Origin of the sequence: Pseudothioclava alba (assembly GCF_033100795.1) — a bacterium.
In the GTDB taxonomy this organism is placed as follows: domain Bacteria; phylum Pseudomonadota; class Alphaproteobacteria; order Rhodobacterales; family Rhodobacteraceae; genus Pseudothioclava.
This window is the reverse complement of the sequence record NZ_JAWLVI010000009.1, coordinates 39,043-56,533: the sequence shown is the minus strand read 5'-3', so window position 1 is coordinate 56,533 and position 17,491 is coordinate 39,043. Positions and strand designations below refer to the sequence as shown.

Sequence of the window (17,491 nt, the reverse complement as noted above, 5' to 3'; positions counted from 1 at the left end):
AGTCGTCGATCACGTTCAGGATGCGGAACCGGCGCCCCTCGGAAAGTGTGTCTGACACGAAGTCCAGGCTCCAGCGCTGGTTTGGCTCCTGTGGGATCGCCATCGGCGCTCTGGTGCCAATGCCAATGATTTGCACTTCGCTGAAACGGCTTCTCTTCATCGTCTGTCTCCTCAGTTGGAGAACAGCCTAACCTCAAATCGAGGACTTTTCAGGGGAGCACGTCAGCACCTAAAGCGACCAGATCCGCCGCGCGTTGCCCGAAAACAGCGCGCGGCGTTCGGCGTCCGAGGCTTCCGAGAACAGCGCGCGGGTTGCGGCGACCCATTGGCTGAGGCTGGCATTGAGCGTGCAAACGGGGCTGTCCGACCCCCAGACAACCCGCGACCAGCCAAAGCTGGCGATGATATGTTCGGCATAGGGGCGCAACGTGTCCAGCGTCCAGTCCGGCGCGGCATAGGCCGATATGCCCGAGATCTTGGCGCTGACATTGGGGCGCTTCGCAAGCTTGGTAATGTCGCGCGCCCAATCGTCAAAGCCCTCACCCGCAATATCGGGCACACCGCAATGGTCCAGCACGAATTCGGTGCCTTCGCAGCTATCGGCCAGTGCGGCGGCAAGTGGCAATTGCCGCGCGAGAACGCAAATATCGAAGGGCAGGCCCGCTTGCCCCAGCTTGCGGATGTTGGCGCGGAACCGCGCGCCTTGCGAGACCTCATCGGGGACGACATGCAGCACCCGCCGGATGCCCCTGACGACCGCGAGGTCCAGCCCGTCCAGAAAGGCGCCAAAGCCCTCGCTTTCAGGGCGGGCGGATGAGATCGCGCCTTTGATCAGGCTGTCGGGGCGGCGCATCAGTTCGGCAATCCACGCGGTTTCCTTGCCGATGTCGTGTGGCGCGCAATCCACCTCCATGTGCAGCGTGGCGCCGATCCCCAGACGCCGCGCCTCGGCCTCATAGGCATCATAGCTCCAGTCGCGATCCAGCGGCGGCACATCCTTGAGCCACGGATAGGCAATGCGGTCCCGGTCAATCAGATGCAGGTGAGTGTCGATCAGCATGGGGTGTCCTTTCGTGCGCGCGCCTTTTTCACAGTTCGCTTGACTCACCGGCGAAAGTCAAGTTTATATATAAAAGCCGCTTCCGAATATGAAACAACCGATCCGCAATGGCTCCGGATCGACAGACGAAACCGGGGTGCGGTTCGTTCCAACGGGAGGAAGAAATGAAGACTGTATTAGGAATGACCTGCGCAGGTCTGGCCCTGGCGATGGCGCCGGGGGTTCGTGCGGGGGAGTTCGATGGCGTGACCATCGACGCCAAGCTGATCGGTGGTCAGCAATATGAGGCGCTTTATGCGCGCATCGCGGATTGGGAGGCCGCGACGGGCGCCAAGGTCAACATCATCTCGAAGAAAAACCACTTCGAGCTGGACAAGGAATTCAAGTCAGACATCGCGGCAGGCACGACCGATTGGTGCGTGGGATCGAACCATTCGTCCTTTGCCTCGCAATATCCCTCGCTTTACACCGATCTGACCGCTCTGGTTCCGGCGGCAGAGGTCGCGGGCTTTGTGCAGGCGAATATCAAGGCGGCAACGCTTGATGGGCGTCTGGTGATGCTGCCGCGTGCGCAGTTCGACGTTTCGGCGCTGTATTACAACAAGAGCCTTTACGAAGACGCCGCAAGCGCCAAGGCGTTCGAGGCGAAATACGGCTATCCGCTGGCCGTCCCCGAGACCTGGGCGCAAGTCAAGGATCAGGCGACCTTCTTCTCGGACCCGCCGAACCGCTATGGGACGCAATACGCAGGCAAGGACGAGGCCATCGTCGGGCGTTATTACGAAATGGTCGTGGCCGAGGGCGGCACGCTGTTCAATGATGATTTCTCGCCCGCGTTCAATTCGGATGCTGGCAAGCGCGCGCTCCAGTGGTTTGTCGATCTGTATAATGCCAAGGCGGTTCCGGCAGGCACCACGAACTATCTGTGGGATGATCTGGGTAACGGCTTTGCCTCTGGGACCATCGCGCTGAACCTTGACTGGCCGGGCTGGGCGGGTTTCTTCAACGATCCGGCAAGCTCGAAGCTGGCGGGGAAGGTGGGCGTTGCGCCTGCGCCCAAGGGATCGGCAGGGGTGCGCACCGGCTGGTCCGGTTTCCACGGGTTCTCTGTGACCGAGGATTGCGCCAACAAAGAGGCGGCGGCTTCGCTGGTGGCTTTCCTGACGAACGAAGACAGCCAGAAGCTTGAAAGCGCCGCTGGCCCGCTGCCGACACGCACCGCCGTTTGGGATTATGTTTCCGAGCAGGCCAAGGACGATCCCTATCGTTCCGAAGTTCTGGCCGCCTTCAAGGAAACGGCGGCAACCGCCTTTGCCGTGCCGCCAACGCCGCTGTGGATCGAGGCGACGAACCTCATCTACCCCGAGCTTCAGGCCGCGATCCTTGGCGACAAGACCGTGGACGAGGCTCTGGCCGATGCGGCCGATGCCGTTGACGGTCTGATGCGCGAAGAGGGCGTCTACTAAGGCACCCGGTTTCGGGCGGCGCGTTTTGCAAGGGCGCGCCGCCTGTCATTTTTTTGTTGATCCGAAGGCGGGGCCGCGCCCTGCCGATGCACGGGATACCGCAATGAAGCACCTGAAACTTCCGCCGTGGCTTGTGCTGCTGCTGCCTGCCATCGTTATTCTTATGGCTGTTGTGCTGGTCCCGCTGGTGCTGTCGCTTTATTCAAGCTTCACGCCCTACCGCCTGACCAAACCTGAAAGCCTTTATCGCTGGGTCGGGCTGTTCAACTATGAAAAGGCGGTGGGGGATGCGAAGTTCTGGGCGGCCTTCGGGCGCACGGTTCTGCTGCTGACAATCGCGCTGAATCTGGAAATGCTGTTCGGCCTTGGGCTGGCGCTGATGGTGTCCAAAGTGACAAGCGGGCAGCGGGTGCTGCGCACGATGATGATGTTCCCGATGATGTTTTCCCCGATCCTTGTGGGCTTCCAGTTCAAGTTCATCTTCAACGATAACGTGGGGCTGGTGAATAACGCGCTGCAATCTTTGGGGATGACGGATGTTGCGATCCCGTGGCTGGTGGACGGGCAACTGGCGCTGTTCTCGATTATCTTTGCCGAGATTTGGACCTCGACTTCGGTCTTCGCGATCCTGATTTTGGCGGGGCTTTACGCGATCCCGCAAGACCCGCTTGAGGCCGCCAAGGTGGACGGTTGCACGCCGTGGCAATCGTTCCGCTTTGTGACGCTGCCGTTTCTGATGCCGTTCATCTATATTGCGATGGCGATCCGCTCGCTGGATGTGGCGCGGGCCTATGACATCGTGCAGATCATGACCAACGGCGGCCCCGCGCGCCGGACCGAGCTGTTATGGACGCTGATCGGGCGCACGGGCTATGTCGATGCCCGCATGGGGTATGCGAATGCGATGGGGTATATCTCGATCTTCCTCGCGATCTTTTTCACGATCTATTTCTTCCGCAAGCTGACCAAGGCACGGCTTGAGCTTGGGATGGGGATGTAAGCCATGGCCAGCAATCTGACGCATCGAAACCGCCGCCGGACGCTGAAAGCGATGCATTTCGTGGGCCTGCTTCTGGCGATGATGGTGCTGTGTGTGCCGGGGCTGTGGGTGGTGCTGAACTCGTTTCGCCCCACGGTCGAGATTATGGCGAAGCCACCGGTCTGGATTCCGAACGAGCTGAACCTCGATCATTACCGCGCGATGTTTGGGGGCGTGGGCGAGGGCGGCGTGCCGATCCTGACCTATTTCCGCAACTCGCTGGTGATCTCGGTCACATCGACGGTGATTGCGCTTTTGGTGGGGATGGGGGGCGGCTATGCCTTCGCGCGCTACCGCTTCCGGTTCAAAGGCGCGATTTTCGTGGGGCTGATGGCGACGCGCGCGGTGCCGGGGGTTGCGCTCTCGCTGCCGCTGTTCATCATCTTTGCGCGGGTGGGGATCATCGACACGCATTTCGGGATGATCCTTGCCTATGTCGCGATGAATGTGCCCTTCACGATCTGGCTGATCGACGGGTTCTTCCGCCAAGTGCCGCCCGAACTGGCCGAAGCCGCCGAGATCGACGGGTGCACGCGCTGGCAGGCGTTCTGGCGGGTGGAATTTCCGGTTGCGCGTTCTGGCATCGCCTCGGCGGGGATCTTCGCCTTCCTGACCTCGTGGAACGAATATGCGCTCGCCTCGCAGCTTACGCGCTCGGTGACGTCGAAAACGATGCCGGTCGGGCTTTTGGATTTCACTTCGGAATTCACTCTTAACTGGGGCGGAATGTGCGCGCTGGCGGTGCTGATGATTATCCCCGCGCTCATCCTGACCTTCCTTGTGCAGAAACACCTCATTGCCGGCCTGACCTTCGGCGGCGTGAAAGGATAAAGACGATGGCTCAGGTCCAGCTTCGGAATGTGGTCAAGAAATACGGCGCGCTGGAGGTTGTCCACGCGATCAACCTTGAGATTGCGGATAACGAATTTGTCGTGCTGGTCGGCCCGTCGGGCTGTGGGAAATCCACGACTCTGCGGATGATCGCGGGGCTGGAGGATATTTCCGGCGGCGCGGTTCTGATCGGGGATCGGGTGGTGAATGATCTGCCCCCGCGCGAGCGCAATATCTCGATGGTGTTTCAGAACTACGCGCTTTACCCGCATATGACCGTGCGCCAGAACCTTGGGTTTTCTCTGAAAATCGCCAAGCATTCTCAACCCGAAATCGACAAGGCGGTGGATGAGGCCGCCGAGATCCTGTCGCTGACCCCGTTGCTGGATCGCAAGCCCGGCGCGCTGTCGGGCGGGCAGCGTCAGCGGGTTGCGATGGGCCGCGCGATTGTGCGGCATCCGGATGTGTTCCTGTTCGACGAGCCGCTGTCGAACCTTGACGCCAAGCTGCGCACGCAGATGAGGGTCGAGATCAAGAAGCTGCACCAGAAAGTCACCTCGACCATCGTTTATGTGACCCATGACCAGATCGAGGCGATGACGCTGGCGGACCGGATTGTCATCATGAAGGACGGCTATATCGAGCAGGTCGGCACCCCGCTTGAGGTCTTTGAAAACCCCGTGAACACCTTTGTCGCGACCTTTATCGGCTCGCCGCCGATGAACCTTTTGGATGGGGTGATCGAGGGCGGGCAGGTGGTGCTGGCCGATGGCACGCGCATACCCGTGCCGCCCGCGTGTCACGGGCGCGAGGGGCAGGCGGTCCAGTTCGGCGTGCGCGCGGATAACATCATGCCCGAGGGCCACGCGCTGCCGCCCGGCGCGCATATGGCCGGGGTCGAAATGACCGTGAACCTGACCGAGCCTTTGGGCACCGAGACCCTGTTGTTTGCCGAACTGGCGGGGACCGAGGTGCAGGCGAAGATGCTCAACCCCCGTCCGGTGCGCGCGGGCGAGCGGATGGTCTTTCAGATCACGCTCGACAAATGTCACCTGTTTGACGCCGAAACTGGTCTGACGCTGAAAGGGTAACGCATGGCAAGGGTAACACGCGCGCGGGCCTTTATGGTGGATCTGGTGCCCAAGGTCCGACGCACCGATGCGATCCAGTCGTTCAAGTCGCAAGAAACGATCTTTGTCGTGGTCGAGGATGCCGAGGGCGCGCGCGGCATGGGTTATTCTTACACGATCGGGGACGGTGGCCCTTCGGTTCTGGCGCTCTTGCAGCATACGCTTTTGCCGCGCCTGATGGGGCAGGATGCCGACCGGATCGAGGCGGTCTGGCGCGACCTTCTGTTTCATACCCACGCGACGGCGGTGGGGCCGATCATGTCGCTGGCGCTGGCAGCGGTGGATACGGCGCTGTGGGATTTGCGCGGGCATAAGACCGGCCTGCCGCTGCATGTGCTGGCGGGTGGGGCCAAGGCCGAAGTGCCGATGTATACGACCGAGGGCGGCTGGCTGCACCTGTCGCCCGAGGCGCTGGTCGAGGACGCCTTGGCCGCGCAGGCGCAGGGGTTCCGCGGATCGAAGGTCAAGATCGGCAAGCCCGCACTGTCCGAGGATGCGGCGCGTTTGGGCGCGGTGCGCGCGGCCCTTGGGGACAGCTACGAAATCATGACCGACGCCAACCAGTCGATGACCGCCGCCGAGGCGTTGCGGCGCGTGCCGATGCTGGAGCAGTTCAATATCGGCTGGTTCGAAGAGCCTTTGCCTGCCGATGACATCGCGGGGCATCGGCGTTTGCAGGCGCTCTCGCGGGTTCCTGTGGCGGTGGGCGAAAGCCTCTATAGCCCCGGTCAGTTCGCCGATTACATCACCACCGGCGCCTGCGGCATTGTTCAGGCCGATGTCGCGCGGGTGGGGGGCATTACCCCTTGGCTGAAGGTCGCGCATATGGCGGAAGCCTGCAACATGGCGATCTGCCCCCACTTCCTGATGGAACTGCACGTCAGCCTTGTCTGCGCCGTGCCGAATGCGCCGTGGCTGGAATACATCCCGCAGCTTGAGGACATCGCCGCACCAATGGGACGCGCGGACGGTATGGCGCTTGCGCCGCAAGCGGCGGGGCTGGGGATCGAGTGGGACGATGACCGCCTGCGCGCGCAGACCGTTGCGGGCAGCGCGTTCGAGATAACGGAGGGGACACCATGACGCGCCACGGACAGCTTATCGGCATCGGGGCCGAGGCAATCGCCGAATACAAACGCCTTCACGCCGAGGTCTGGCCCGGCGTTCTGGCCAAGATCTCCGCGTGCAATATCCGCAATTACTCGATCTACCTGAAAGAGCCGGAAAACCTGCTGTTCGCCTATTTCGAATATATCGGCACAGATTTCGCCGCCGATATGGCGCAGATGGCGGCCGACCCGGAAACACAGCGCTGGTGGGCGGTTTGTATGCCGCTGCAAAACCCGCTGGACACCCGCGCCGAGGGCGAATGGTGGGCCGAAATGGAGGAGGTGTTCCATCATGACTGAGCTGCGCCAAAGCATCGAGATGCCCGCCACGCCGACGCCTGTGGTGATTTTCGGCGCGGGGTCGATTGTGACGGACGCGCATCTGCCAGCCTACCGCGCGCTGGGCGTGCCGGTCGCGGGAATTTTCGACCCTGACACCGCCAAGGCCGAAGCGGTTGCCGCGACATGGGGAGTGCGCCCCTTTGCCTCGCGCGCGGAGGCGGTGGCGCAGGCGGGCGTGGTGTTCGATCTGGCCGTTCCGCCCGCCGCGATTGCCGATCTGCTGGAGGCTCTGCCCGAGGGCGCAATCGCGATTATCCAAAAGCCGCTTGGGTCCGATCTGGCGGCGGCGAACCGGATTATCTCGGTTCTCCGGCGTAAGAAGATCAAGGCTGCGGTGAATTTCCAGCTTCGCTTTGCGCCGATGTCGCTGGCGCTGAAAGATGCGATTGCGCGGGGGCTTTTGGGCGAAATCGTGGATTTCGACGCATGGCTTGCGCTGGATACGCCGTGGCACCTTTGGGCGTTTCTGGCGAACCTGCCGCGCGTCGAGATCTTGCTCCACTCGATCCACTATCTTGATTTCGTGCGCGACCTTTTGGGCACTCCGAAAGGGGTCCATGCGCGCACGATGGGGCACCCGTCGTCAACCGTGTCGAATACGCGCAGCTCGATGATGCTGGACTATGGGCCGGATGTGCGTTGTGCGCTGTCGATCAACCATAACCACAGCTTCGGGCGCAAGTTTCAGGCCTGCGAGTTCCGCATCTGCGGCACCAAGGGCGCGGCTTATCTCAAGCTGGGCGTAAATCTGGATTACCCCAAGGGCGAGCCGGACGAGCTTTGGCTGAACACCGATGGCGCGTGGCGGCAAATCCCGCTGCAAGGCAACTGGTTTATCGAAGCGTTCCTGGGCCGTTTCGCGCAGGTCCAGCGGTTTGCCGCAGGGCTTGATACAGCGCTTGAAGGCTCGGCCGAGGATGCGTGGCACACGATGGCGCTGGTCGAGGCCGCCTATGAAAGCGCGGCCCGACCAATGCACCCGATTAAGGAGACCCCCGATGCTTGAGCAGGTGAAATACTACGAGGATTACGCCATCGGCGAGGCACGCGATACCGTCGGTCGCACCATCACCGAGACCGATTTTGTCGTCCACGCGGGCCATTCGGGCGACTTTTTCCCGCATCATCTGGACGCCGAGTTTTGCAAGACGCTCCCCTTCGGGCAACGTATCGCGCATGGTACGATGGTGTTCACAATTGGCGTCGGGCTGACCGCGACGATCATCAATCCGGTTGCTTTTTCCTATGGCTATGATCGGATGCGCTTTGTGAAGCCGGTGTTCATCGGGGATACGATCAAAAGCCACGTCGAGATCATCGGCAAAGAGCTGATGGAAAAGCGCCCCGGCTTCGGGCGTGTGACAGAGCGATTGACTGTCACCAAACAGGATGGCGCGACCGTGCTTGTCGCGGATCATATCTACATGGTGGAAACGCAGGCGTAATAGCCGGCGGCATGAAAGGAAAACGGATGCAAAGACTGACTGGAAAGCTGTGTCTGGTGACGGCTGCGGGGCAAGGGATCGGGCGTGCGTCGGCCGAACGCCTGGCCGCCGAGGGTGCGCGGGTGATCGCGACCGACATCAACGATACGGCGCTGGCGGAACTGGATGCAATCGACGGGATCGAGGCGCGCAAGCTGAACGTGCTGGACGGCGCGCAGATCACGGCTTTGATCGAAGAGATCGGGCCGGTGGATGTGCTGTTCAACTGCGCGGGCGTGGTCCACAACGGCACTATTCTGGAGGCGACCGAAGCCGAGTGGGACTTTGCCTTTGACCTGAACGCAAAGGCGCAGTTTCGCATGATCCGCGCGGTTCTGCCGGGGATGATCGAACAGGGCAAAGGCTCGATCATCAATATGGCATCGGTTGCGGGTCCGGTGACGGGTCCGGTCAATCGCTTTGTCTATTCAGCCTCGAAGGCGGCGGTCGCGGGGATGACCAAAGCGATTGCGAACGACTATGTGACCAAAGGCATCCGCTGCAACGCCATTGCGCCGGGCACCGTGGACAGCCCCAGCCTGCACGAGCGTTTGCGCGCCACCGGCGATTATGACGCCGCGCTGAAGGCTTTTGTCGCGCGCCAGCCGATGGGCCGGATCGGCAAGCCCGATGAGGTGGCCGCATTGGTTGCCTATCTTGCCTCGGACGAAAGCGGATTCACGACAGGCGCCATCCATGTAATCGACGGCGGCTGGACCGCCTGAACCAGAAAGGAATAGCCATGAAACTGGCTCGTTACGGCGAAAGCGGCGCCGAGAAGCCCGCGCTTGTGGATGCACAGGGCAACCTGCGCGATCTGTCGGGGCATGTGGAGGACATCGCGGGCGATGTGCTGACGCGGCTTGCGGATCTGAAATCCATTGATCCTGAAACCCTGCCATTGGTGGAGGGCACCCCGCGTCTGGGACCATGCGTCGGGCGCACCGGCAAGTTCATCTGTATCGGCCTGAACTATGCCGACCATGCGGCGGAATCGGGGATGGAGGTTCCGCCCGAGCCGGTGATCTTTGCGAAATACACCTCGGCCATCTGCGGTCCGAACGATCCGATCATCATTCCGCGCGGTTCGGAAAAGACCGATTGGGAGGTCGAACTGGGCTTTGTTATCGGCAAGAAGGCAAAATATGTCTCCGAGGCCGATGCGATGGATCATGTTGCGGGGTTCTGCCTGATCAACGATGTGTCGGAGCGCGCCTATCAGATCGAGCGCGCGGGCCAGTGGTCGAAGGGGAAATCCTCGGATAATTTCGGGCCGACGGGGCCGTGGCTGGTGACACCCGACGAGGTGGGCGACTACGACAATCTGCGCATGTGGCTGGATGTGAATGGCGAGAGGATGCAGGACGGCTCATCTGCGACAATGGTCTATCGCATCCCGCATCTGGTCTCGTATCTGTCGCAGTTCTTCACGCTGCATCCGGGCGATATTATCTCGACCGGCACGCCGCCCGGTGTTGGCTTGGGCTTCAATCCGCCGCGGTATCTGAAAGCGGGCGATGTGGTCGAACTGGGCATCGAAAAGCTGGGCACGCAGCGGCAGGTCTGCATCGACGACGCATGAAGAAGGGGGCCACTGGCCCCCTTCGACGGCTTGCCTGACGGGCATCTGGGATACGCCCGTCAGCCCCAGCCGCGTTCCAAAAGCGTGTTGGCGTCGCCCAGTTCCGGTGCTGCGCGCCCCGAGGCCGGACGCGTGCCATCAATCCGCAGCGGCAGCTTGGTTGTCTGCATCGCGACCTCTCCGCGCGCGATGTCCTGCACCATATCCAGCGTTTGCAGCACGCCGCTTTCGATCACCCCGTTCCAATCCATCACCGGCGCGGCCCAGATATCGGCGGCGACGAATTTCTCCATCCACGCGCCCGAGTCCGCCGTTTTCAGCCGCTCGGCAAGCGCCGCCTTGATCCGGTCGCGGTGTTCAAACGCATCCAGAGCCGCCGTTGCCGGGTCGATGCCTGTGATTTGCGCCAGAAGCTCCAGCTTGCCCATCGCAATCGCGATATGCCCGTTTGCGGTTTCATAAACGCCATAGGGCGCGGCCAGATAGGCGTGCGCGGGATTATTGGCCGAGCGTTTGGGCGTGCGCCGCCCGTCATTCAGCCATGTCGTGAGCAGTTCAAACTGCAAATCCGCCAGCACCTCGATCAACGAGGTCTCGACCATCCCGCCGATCCCCTGCGTCGCGCGCCGATACAAAAGCGCCAGCACCCCATGCGCCAGCGACGATCCCGCCAGCACATCGGCCACCGGCAGGCCCATCGCGACCGGCCCGTCATTCGCCCCGCCCGACAGCCACATGACGCCAGAGCGCGCCTGCGCCAGAAGGTCTTGACCCGGCAGGTCCACCCACGGCCCTTCCGACCCGTAGCCCGTCACTGTGCCATAAACCACGCTCGGGTTGATCTTGCGCACGGCCTCATAGCCAAAGCCCAAGCGCTCCATCACGCCGGGGCGGAAGTTCTGCAAGATCACATCCGCGCCTTCGACCAGCTTGCGCAGGCGCGCTTTGTCGTCCTCGGATTTGAGGTCCACCGCGACCGAGCGCTTGTTGCGGTTGATCGCGTGGAAGATGGTGCTTTCACCGCCGATTTTCGTGTCGGTAAGATACAGATAGCGCGACAGATCGCCTAGTCCCGCGCGTTCGACCTTGACCACATCGGCCCCCAGATCGGCCAGCTTGAGCGCGCAATACGGCCCCGCCAGAAATTGCGAGAAATCCAGAACTTTCAGGCCACTAAGCGGAAGGGGAGAGGTCATTCGGGGAAACTTTCGTCAAAAGCCTTGCGCAGCGCCTCCAGCGCCGCCGGATGGGCGGTCTTGCCGGTGATGGCGTCCAGAATGATTTCGGAGCCAGCCTCCTGAAAGCCCATATAGCCATTGTGACGCGGGCGCAGCCAGGCGGCCTCGTGGCTCATCCGGGTGTTGGCGTAGGCGCCGCCCGTCGCCGCGTTGACCTCTGCGTCGGCCCAGGCAATCGCGTTGCCGGGCTGGCCGTTGTGGTCGCTATAAAGCCCGCGCTGGATGACGGCCGAGGCGACCCAAAGCGTGAACTCGGTGCACAGCTCGGGGTGCGCGGTGCGGGCCGAAATTGCCAGCCCCGTGCCGCCAAGCGCCGAGCCAAGCGGCCCCGATGCGCCAAGCGCCGGAATGTCGTGAAAGGCAAGCCGATGAGCGCGGTGTCCCGCGCGGGCATAGGGGGCGTAAAGATAGGCGAAGGGTGACATTGCAAAGCGCGTCCCCTCGCTGAGCGCGTCATAAACGGCGATCGGGTCCATGCCACGACAGGCCGGATCGACATTGCTGGCAAGGCTGTGCATCGCCGCCAGAACCCGCAGCGCGACCCCTTCGTCAAGCGGCGTGTCACGGGTCACGGGGAAAGGCGCGCCCGCATTGGCCATCATGGTAAAGAACGACATCAGCACATGCGGCGGGCGCAGCGTCCACAGCACGCGCCCCTCTTGTGCCAGCGCCAGCACATCGTCGAAGCGCCGCAAGGGGGTGTCCAGCAGATCGGGCCGGATCGCCTGCACCTGCGTCGCCGCATCGACCGGCAGCGCCCATTGATGCCCTTTGTAGAAATAGCTCTGATAGCTTTTGCCCACGGTTTCCGAGGCCAGACGCTCCAGCGTGGCGGGCGGGGCATGGGTGTCCAGCGGCAAGAGGCAATTCTCGGCAACAATCGCCCCGACATGCGGGTGGTCGATAATCATCAGGTCATATGCGCGCGCAAGCTCATCGACCGGCGTGCTTTCAAACCCCTGCAAAGAGCGCTTGTCCCAGTGAATCGCGACCTCGGGGTGGGTTTCCGCAAAAGCCGCGCTTGCCGCTACCAGCGGGTCATAGCCGCGCGGGTCTGACCAGGTCATCCCCTTCAATCTGATTTTTTCCGGCATCCGAGGCTCCTCGTTTTTGACAGAGTAGCAAGGAAAATTTACATGTAAAAGCAGATTTTATATGTGATAGCGATTTTGCCAAGGTTGCAAGCCGCTCATGCGCAAGCCTATATAATCAGAGGCAAAACCCCCTTTGGCAAAGCGATGGACGATATGACCGATAAGACCGAAGACCTGACGGCCGAAGGCAAATACCGCGCGCCGGCCTTGTCCAAAGGGCTTGATATTCTTGAGCTTCTCGCCTCGGTGGCCGAAGGTCTGACGCAGGTTGAAATCGCCAAGAAACTGGGCCGGACCACGCCCGAGATCTTTCGCATGGTGATGGTCCTGTGTGAACGCGGCTATGTCGAACAAAGCGGCGAGGATGACCGCTATTACCTGACGACCAAGATGTTCGAGGTTGCGCATCGGCACCCGCCGATCCGGCGGCTGACCTCGATTGCGGGCGAGGCGATGCAGCGGCTTGCCGATCAGCTGAACCAGTCGATCCACCTGAGCATCATCAATTCGGGCTGTGTGCTGGTGATCGCGCAGGTCGATTGCCCCGATAACAACATTACCTCGGTGCGGTTGGGCGCGAATATCCCGATCTACGATACCGCCTCGGGGCGGGTGCTTGCGGCATGGATGGAGCCGCCTGCGCTGGAGGCTTTGCTGGCCGATGCAGGCGACGAGCCGAAAGACCGCCGCGCCGCGTTTGTGGCCGACCTGCCGGATGTGCGCGCGGCGGGCTATTGCGAGTCCCCCTCGCTGACGATTCAGGGCGTCAAGAACATCGCCGTTCCCGTGTTCGACTTTTCGGGCAAGGTGATCGCCTCGGTGACGATGCCGTTTATCCACCGCCTGAGCGGCACCTCGATCGCCACGGCCGAAGAATGTCGCGAGCAGATGATCGAGGTCGCCGCCGGTATCTCGCGCCGTCTGGGGGCGGGGGTGCGCTAGGACAGCGCGCGGATCACGCCGCGCAGCTCGGCCAGCCCGCGCAGACGCCCGACCAGCGGATAGCCGGGGAAAGCGCCGCGCCCGATGTCGGGGCCAAGCTCGTGGCCGTGATCGGGGCGGAAGGGGATGCTCCAATCGCTGCGCCCTTGCGCCTTGCGCCGCGTTTCCTCGGCCAGCAGCACGCGCAGAACCGCGACCATGTCGGTATCGCCATCCAGATGCGCGGCCTCCTCGAACGAGCCATCGGCATCTTTGCGCACGTTGCGCAGATGGGCGAAGTGGATGCGCTCCGCAAAGCGCGCGGCAATCGCGGGCAGATCATTTGCGGGGTTCGCGCCAAGCGAGCCGGTGCAAAGCGTCAGGCCATTGGCGGGGCTGTCCACCGCGTTCAGAATCCAGTCGATGTCTTCGGCGGTGGAAACCACACGCGGCAGGCCCAGAATATCGCGCGGCGGGTCGTCGGGATGGACGCAAAGCCGCAGGCCGACCTCTTCTGCCGTAGGGATGACTTCTTCCAGAAAGCGGCGGTAATTGGCGCGGATCCCCTCGCGCCCGATCCCGTCATAAAGCGCAAGCTGCGTGCGCAGCCCGTTGATGTCATAGCGATCAAAGGCACCTGGCAGCCCCGCCATGATGGCATAAAGCAGCGCCTCACGTTCGGCCTCGGTCGAGGCAGAGAACCACTCTGTCGCGCGGGTCTGAACCTCGGGGTCGTAATCATCGCGCGCGCCCTCGCGCCCGAGCATATGGATTTCGAAGGCCGCCATCCGATACGCCTCGAACCGCAGGCAGGTGCCGCCGCGCGCGACGGGGGCGGCCAGATCGGTGCGCGTCCAGTCAAGCACCGGCATGAAGTTGTAGCAGATTACCTGCACACCCTCGGCGGCAAGGTTCACCATCGACTGACGATAGGCGGCGAAAAGCGCCGACAGATCGCCATCGCCGCGCTTGATCCGTTCGTGGATCGGCAGGCTTTCGACCACCTCCCAGCGAAAGCCCGTGTCCTCGATGATCCGGCGGCGCGCGGCGATGGCCTCGCGGGTCCAGACCTCGCCATAGGGGATTTCGTGGAGTGCGTTCACGATGCCCGTCGCGCCGGTCTGCGCAACCTCGGACAGGGAGATCGTATCAAGGTCGGGGCCATACCAGCGCCATGTTTCGATCATGCAAAGACCTCGTGGGTTGCGGCCCGTGCGCCCTTGTCCAGAAGGGCCAGATAGGCGGATGTAAGGGGGGCTTCCAGCGGGACGGCCAGCGCGGGCGGGAAGATTTCAGAAACGGACAGAAGCGCCTGCACTTTGCCCTCGGGCGTGTCTGCCCCGTCCGACAGCGCGCGCAGGCGGTCGGCCAGCGGGTCGCGCACGTCGATCGGGGCGCCTGTCTCGTCGATGCCGCCGACGTAGCGCATCCACGCGGCGACGGCCAGCATCAGCCCCGGACACGCGCGGCCTGTGGCTTGGGCCTCGGCCAAGGTGCCAAGGATGCGCTGCGGGAGCTTTTGGCTGCCATCCATCGCGATTTGCCATGTCCGGTGCCGGATTGCGGGGTTGGCATAGCGCCCGAACAGCGCGGTGGCATAGTCGGCAAGCGAAACCCCGGGCGGCGGTGTCAGGGCGGGGATGATCTCGTCTTGCCAAAGCCGCCGGACAAAGCCCGCAAACACCGGATCTGCCACCGTGTCGGCAATCGTCTCATGCCCCGCCAGATACCCCAGATAGGCCAGCGCCGAATGGGTGCCGTTCAGCATCCGCAGCTTCATATGTTCGAACGGCGTGACATCGCGCACCATCTGCGCGCCCGCCGAGGCCCAGTCGGGCCGCGCGCCCGAGACAAAGTCATCCTCGATCACCCATTGGCGGAAGGGTTCGTGCAGGACGGGCGCGGCGTCGTGGGTGCCGGTGAGGGTGGCGACGGTGGCCAAATCCTCGGGCTTGGTGGCGGGGACAATGCGGTCCACCATCGTTGCGGGAAAGCGGCCCTGTTGCGCGATCCAGTCGGCCAGCGCAGGGTCGATCTGTTGCGCGAGGGCCAGCACGACGCCCCGCACCACGCGCCCGTTCTCGGGCAGGTTATCGCAAGACAGGACGGTAAACGGCGCAAGCCCGCGCTGCCGCCGCAGCTCTAGCGCGCGGACCAGAAATCCGGGAGCCGAGCGGGGCAGGGGGTTGCCCAGATCGTGCTGAATATCAGGATGCGCAAGGTTGAGTGCGCCAGTCGCGGGGGCGTGGCAATAGCCCTTTTCCGTCACCGTCAGCGAAACGATGCGGATCGCGGGGTCGGCCATTTTCTCTAGCACAGCCAAAGGGTTGTCCTGCGCGACCAACACCTCGGTCACGATCTGGACATGGCGCGGCTTTGCTCCCTCGGGGGCAAGCTCTAGTGCGGTATAGGTGCCGCCCTGCGGGGTGAGCGCATCGTGCATCGTGGGCGATTGCAGCGAGACACCGATGATCCCCCAATCGCCGCCCGAGTGCGCCACAGCCTCTTCGGTATAAATCGCCCCGTGCGCGCGGAAAAATGCGCCAAGGCCAAGATGCACGATACCCGTCTTCGGCGCGGGCGCAGTGCGGGACAGGCGATCAGCGGGCAAGCCAGCCTCCATCAACATTCAGAACCGCGCCCTGAATATAGGTTGCGGCGGGTGAACACAGGAACGCCGCCGTCCAGCCGATGTTAGAGGGCGCACCCCAACGGCCTGCGGGGATGCGCTCAAGGATCGCCTGATTGCGGACAGGATCTCCGCGCAGCGCTGTCGTGTTGTTCGTCTCGATATAGCCCGGCGCGATGGCGTTGACGTTGATCCGCTTTGCGGCCCACTCGTTCGCCAAAATCTTGGTCAGCCCCGCGACCCCATGTTTCGCCGCCGTATACGAGGGCACCCGGATGCCCCCCTGAAACGACAGCAGCGAGGCGATATTCACAATCGCCCCGCGGCTCTCGGCTTCCGCGCCCTGCTCCAGACAGGCGCGGGCAAAGGCTTGGGCCGTGAAGAACACGGCCTTGAGGTTAAGGTCCATCACCGCATCCCAATCGTCCTCGGAAAAGTCGAGGCTCTCGTCGCGGCGGATGATGCCCGCGTTATTGATAAGGATCGAATAGCCCTGATCCGCAAACACATCGCGCGCGGCCATCGGGTTTGACAGATCAAGCGTGATCTCATCGGCCGTGCCGCCCGCGGCGTGGATGCGCGCCACAGTCTCGGCGGCGGACGAGCGGCCCGCGCAGGTCACATGCGCGCCTTGTGCGGCCAAGGCTTCGGCAATCGCCTGCCCGATGCCGGTATTCGCGCCGGTGACAAACGCGCGGCGGCCTTCAAGGGAAAACGGGTTCATTTCATCTCTCCGGGCTGCACAAAGTCCATGTCGGTGTAATCGACGTTATCGCCCGCCATCGCCCAGATGAACTTGTAGGCTCCGATCCCCGCGCCCGCATGGATCGACCAAGGCGGCGAGATCGCGGCCTCTTCATTCGCGGCGATCAGGTGGCGGGTTTCCTGCGGTTCGCCCATCAGGTGGACAACGCGGGCGGCCTCGTCCATGCCCCAATACAGATAGGCCTCCATCCGGCGGTCATGCACATGCGCGGGCATGGTGTTCCAGACCGAGCCATCCAAAAGCGTCGTATAGCCCAGAACAAGCTGGCAGCTTTCCATCACAAGCGGGTGAATAAACTGGTTGATGACGCGCTTGTTGGCGGTGGCGGTGTCGCCAAGGCGGATTTCGTTTGACTCGCCGATGCGGATCAGGCGGTTGGGGAAGGTGCGATGCGCGGGCGCCGAGGTGATGTAGAACCGCCCCTCTCCAGCAAAGGTCACGGGGCCAGCGCCCATGCCCAGATACAGGACGTCGCCCGTCTCCATCTGCCAGCTTTCATCGCCCGCCGAAACGGTGCCGGTCGCGCCGATATTCACGATGCCCATCTCGCGGCGCTCAAGGAAGGTTGCGGTGCGGGTTTCCGCGACCTTGTCCAGCGTAAGGGGCGCGCCCGCAGGCACCGCGCCCCCGATCACAAAGCGGTCGTAATGGGTGTAGATCAGCCGGATTTGCCCCGCCTGAAACAGCCCTTCACCCAGAAAATGTTTGCGCAGATCCGCCGTGCCCATCGTGCGGGCGTGATCTTGGTGGATGGCGTGACGGGTTTCGACATGGAGCATGTGCGGTCCTTTCAAATGGCG

18 protein-coding genes and 1 pseudogene are annotated in these 17,491 nt (G+C 62.7%); 11 read left to right on the top strand and 8 right to left on the bottom strand.

Translation table 11 applies throughout. The features are described from left to right. Positions 1-121, bottom strand: a pseudogene (locus RYZ20_RS14900) (IS3 family transposase); the annotation flags it as partial. A gap of 108 nt (positions 122-229) precedes the next feature. Then, a complete protein-coding gene (locus RYZ20_RS14895) occupies positions 230-1,060 on the bottom strand; it encodes an amidohydrolase family protein (protein ID WP_317674855.1) in 831 nt (276 codons plus the stop codon). Positions 1,061-1,224: 164 nt separating this feature from the next. Here RYZ20_RS14895 and RYZ20_RS14890 point away from each other — a divergent pair, with 164 nt between their 5' ends. The 10 genes from RYZ20_RS14890 to RYZ20_RS14845 all read left to right on the top strand — a co-directional run bounded on the left by RYZ20_RS14890 (position 1,225) and on the right by RYZ20_RS14845 (position 10,043). Then, a complete protein-coding gene (locus RYZ20_RS14890) occupies positions 1,225-2,526 on the top strand; it encodes an ABC transporter substrate-binding protein (protein WP_317674853.1) in 1,302 nt (433 codons plus the stop codon). Positions 2,527-2,629: 103 nt separating this feature from the next. Further along, positions 2,630-3,526 carry a carbohydrate ABC transporter permease gene (locus RYZ20_RS14885; protein WP_317674851.1) on the top strand — a complete coding sequence of 299 codons (897 nt, stop codon included), beginning with the start codon at positions 2,630-2,632 and terminating at the stop codon, positions 3,524-3,526. Between the two features lie 3 nt (positions 3,527-3,529). After that, on the top strand, positions 3,530-4,396 hold the full coding sequence (locus RYZ20_RS14880) for a carbohydrate ABC transporter permease (RefSeq protein ID WP_317674849.1): 867 nt from the start codon (positions 3,530-3,532) through the stop codon (positions 4,394-4,396). 5 nt (positions 4,397-4,401) lie between these two features. Further along, positions 4,402-5,487 carry an ABC transporter ATP-binding protein gene (locus RYZ20_RS14875; RefSeq protein WP_317674847.1) on the top strand — a complete coding sequence of 362 codons (1,086 nt, stop codon included), beginning with the start codon at positions 4,402-4,404 and terminating at the stop codon, positions 5,485-5,487. Positions 5,488-5,490: 3 nt separating this feature from the next. Then, a complete protein-coding gene (locus tag RYZ20_RS14870; RefSeq protein WP_317674845.1) occupies positions 5,491-6,609 on the top strand; it encodes a mandelate racemase/muconate lactonizing enzyme family protein in 1,119 nt (372 codons plus the stop codon). Beyond that, positions 6,606-6,935: an L-rhamnose mutarotase gene (locus RYZ20_RS14865; RefSeq protein WP_317674843.1), complete on the top strand. Its 330-nt coding sequence runs from the start codon at positions 6,606-6,608 to the stop codon at positions 6,933-6,935. The genes RYZ20_RS14870 and RYZ20_RS14865 overlap by 4 nt, the downstream gene beginning before the upstream one ends. After that, positions 6,928-7,983 (top strand): Gfo/Idh/MocA family protein, encoded by a 1,056-nt coding sequence (locus RYZ20_RS14860; protein WP_317674841.1) that lies wholly within the window; start codon positions 6,928-6,930, stop codon positions 7,981-7,983. The genes RYZ20_RS14865 and RYZ20_RS14860 overlap by 8 nt, the downstream gene beginning before the upstream one ends. Then, complete coding sequence (locus RYZ20_RS14855; RefSeq protein WP_317674839.1) at positions 7,976-8,422, top strand: MaoC family dehydratase; 447 nt, start codon at positions 7,976-7,978, stop codon at positions 8,420-8,422. Before RYZ20_RS14860 ends, RYZ20_RS14855 begins: the two co-directional genes overlap by 8 nt. Before the next feature lie 26 nt (positions 8,423-8,448). After that, positions 8,449-9,186, top strand: coding sequence for an SDR family oxidoreductase (locus RYZ20_RS14850; protein ID WP_317674837.1), 738 nt, complete (start codon positions 8,449-8,451; stop codon positions 9,184-9,186). Between the two features lie 17 nt (positions 9,187-9,203). Then, positions 9,204-10,043 carry a fumarylacetoacetate hydrolase family protein gene (locus RYZ20_RS14845; RefSeq protein ID WP_317674835.1) on the top strand — a complete coding sequence of 280 codons (840 nt, stop codon included), beginning with the start codon at positions 9,204-9,206 and terminating at the stop codon, positions 10,041-10,043. A gap of 59 nt (positions 10,044-10,102) precedes the next feature. Here RYZ20_RS14845 and RYZ20_RS14840 read toward each other — a convergent pair whose 3' ends face one another. Both RYZ20_RS14840 and RYZ20_RS14835 read right to left on the bottom strand, forming a co-directional pair. Next, positions 10,103-11,239, bottom strand: a complete 1,137-nt coding sequence (locus RYZ20_RS14840; protein ID WP_317674832.1) for a CaiB/BaiF CoA transferase family protein — start codon at positions 11,237-11,239, stop codon at positions 10,103-10,105. Next, positions 11,236-12,375, bottom strand: a complete 1,140-nt coding sequence (locus RYZ20_RS14835; protein WP_317674830.1) for a type 2 periplasmic-binding domain-containing protein — start codon at positions 12,373-12,375, stop codon at positions 11,236-11,238. The genes RYZ20_RS14840 and RYZ20_RS14835 overlap by 4 nt, the downstream gene beginning before the upstream one ends. Positions 12,376-12,528: 153 nt before the next feature. Here RYZ20_RS14835 and RYZ20_RS14830 point away from each other — a divergent pair, with 153 nt between their 5' ends. Next, positions 12,529-13,317: an IclR family transcriptional regulator gene (locus RYZ20_RS14830; protein ID WP_317674828.1), complete on the top strand. Its 789-nt coding sequence runs from the start codon at positions 12,529-12,531 to the stop codon at positions 13,315-13,317. On the opposite strand, the gene uxuA is transcribed toward RYZ20_RS14830, so the two are convergent. The 4 genes from uxuA to kduI are packed head-to-tail and all read right to left on the bottom strand — an operon-like array spanning position 13,314 to position 17,470. Continuing rightward, positions 13,314-14,483: a mannonate dehydratase gene (uxuA, locus tag RYZ20_RS14825; RefSeq protein ID WP_317674826.1), complete on the bottom strand. Its 1,170-nt coding sequence runs from the start codon at positions 14,481-14,483 to the stop codon at positions 13,314-13,316. The genes RYZ20_RS14830 and uxuA overlap by 4 nt on opposite strands. Further along, a complete protein-coding gene (locus RYZ20_RS14820; protein WP_411572360.1) occupies positions 14,480-15,907 on the bottom strand; it encodes a mannitol dehydrogenase family protein in 1,428 nt (475 codons plus the stop codon). The genes uxuA and RYZ20_RS14820 overlap by 4 nt, the downstream gene beginning before the upstream one ends. After that, complete coding sequence (gene kduD, locus RYZ20_RS14815) at positions 15,897-16,649, bottom strand: 2-dehydro-3-deoxy-D-gluconate 5-dehydrogenase KduD (RefSeq protein WP_317674824.1); 753 nt, start codon at positions 16,647-16,649, stop codon at positions 15,897-15,899. Before kduD ends, RYZ20_RS14820 begins: the two co-directional genes overlap by 11 nt. Next, a complete protein-coding gene (gene kduI, locus RYZ20_RS14810) occupies positions 16,646-17,470 on the bottom strand; it encodes a 5-dehydro-4-deoxy-D-glucuronate isomerase (protein ID WP_317674822.1) in 825 nt (274 codons plus the stop codon). Before kduI ends, kduD begins: the two co-directional genes overlap by 4 nt. Positions 17,471-17,491: the final 21 nt, after the last annotated feature.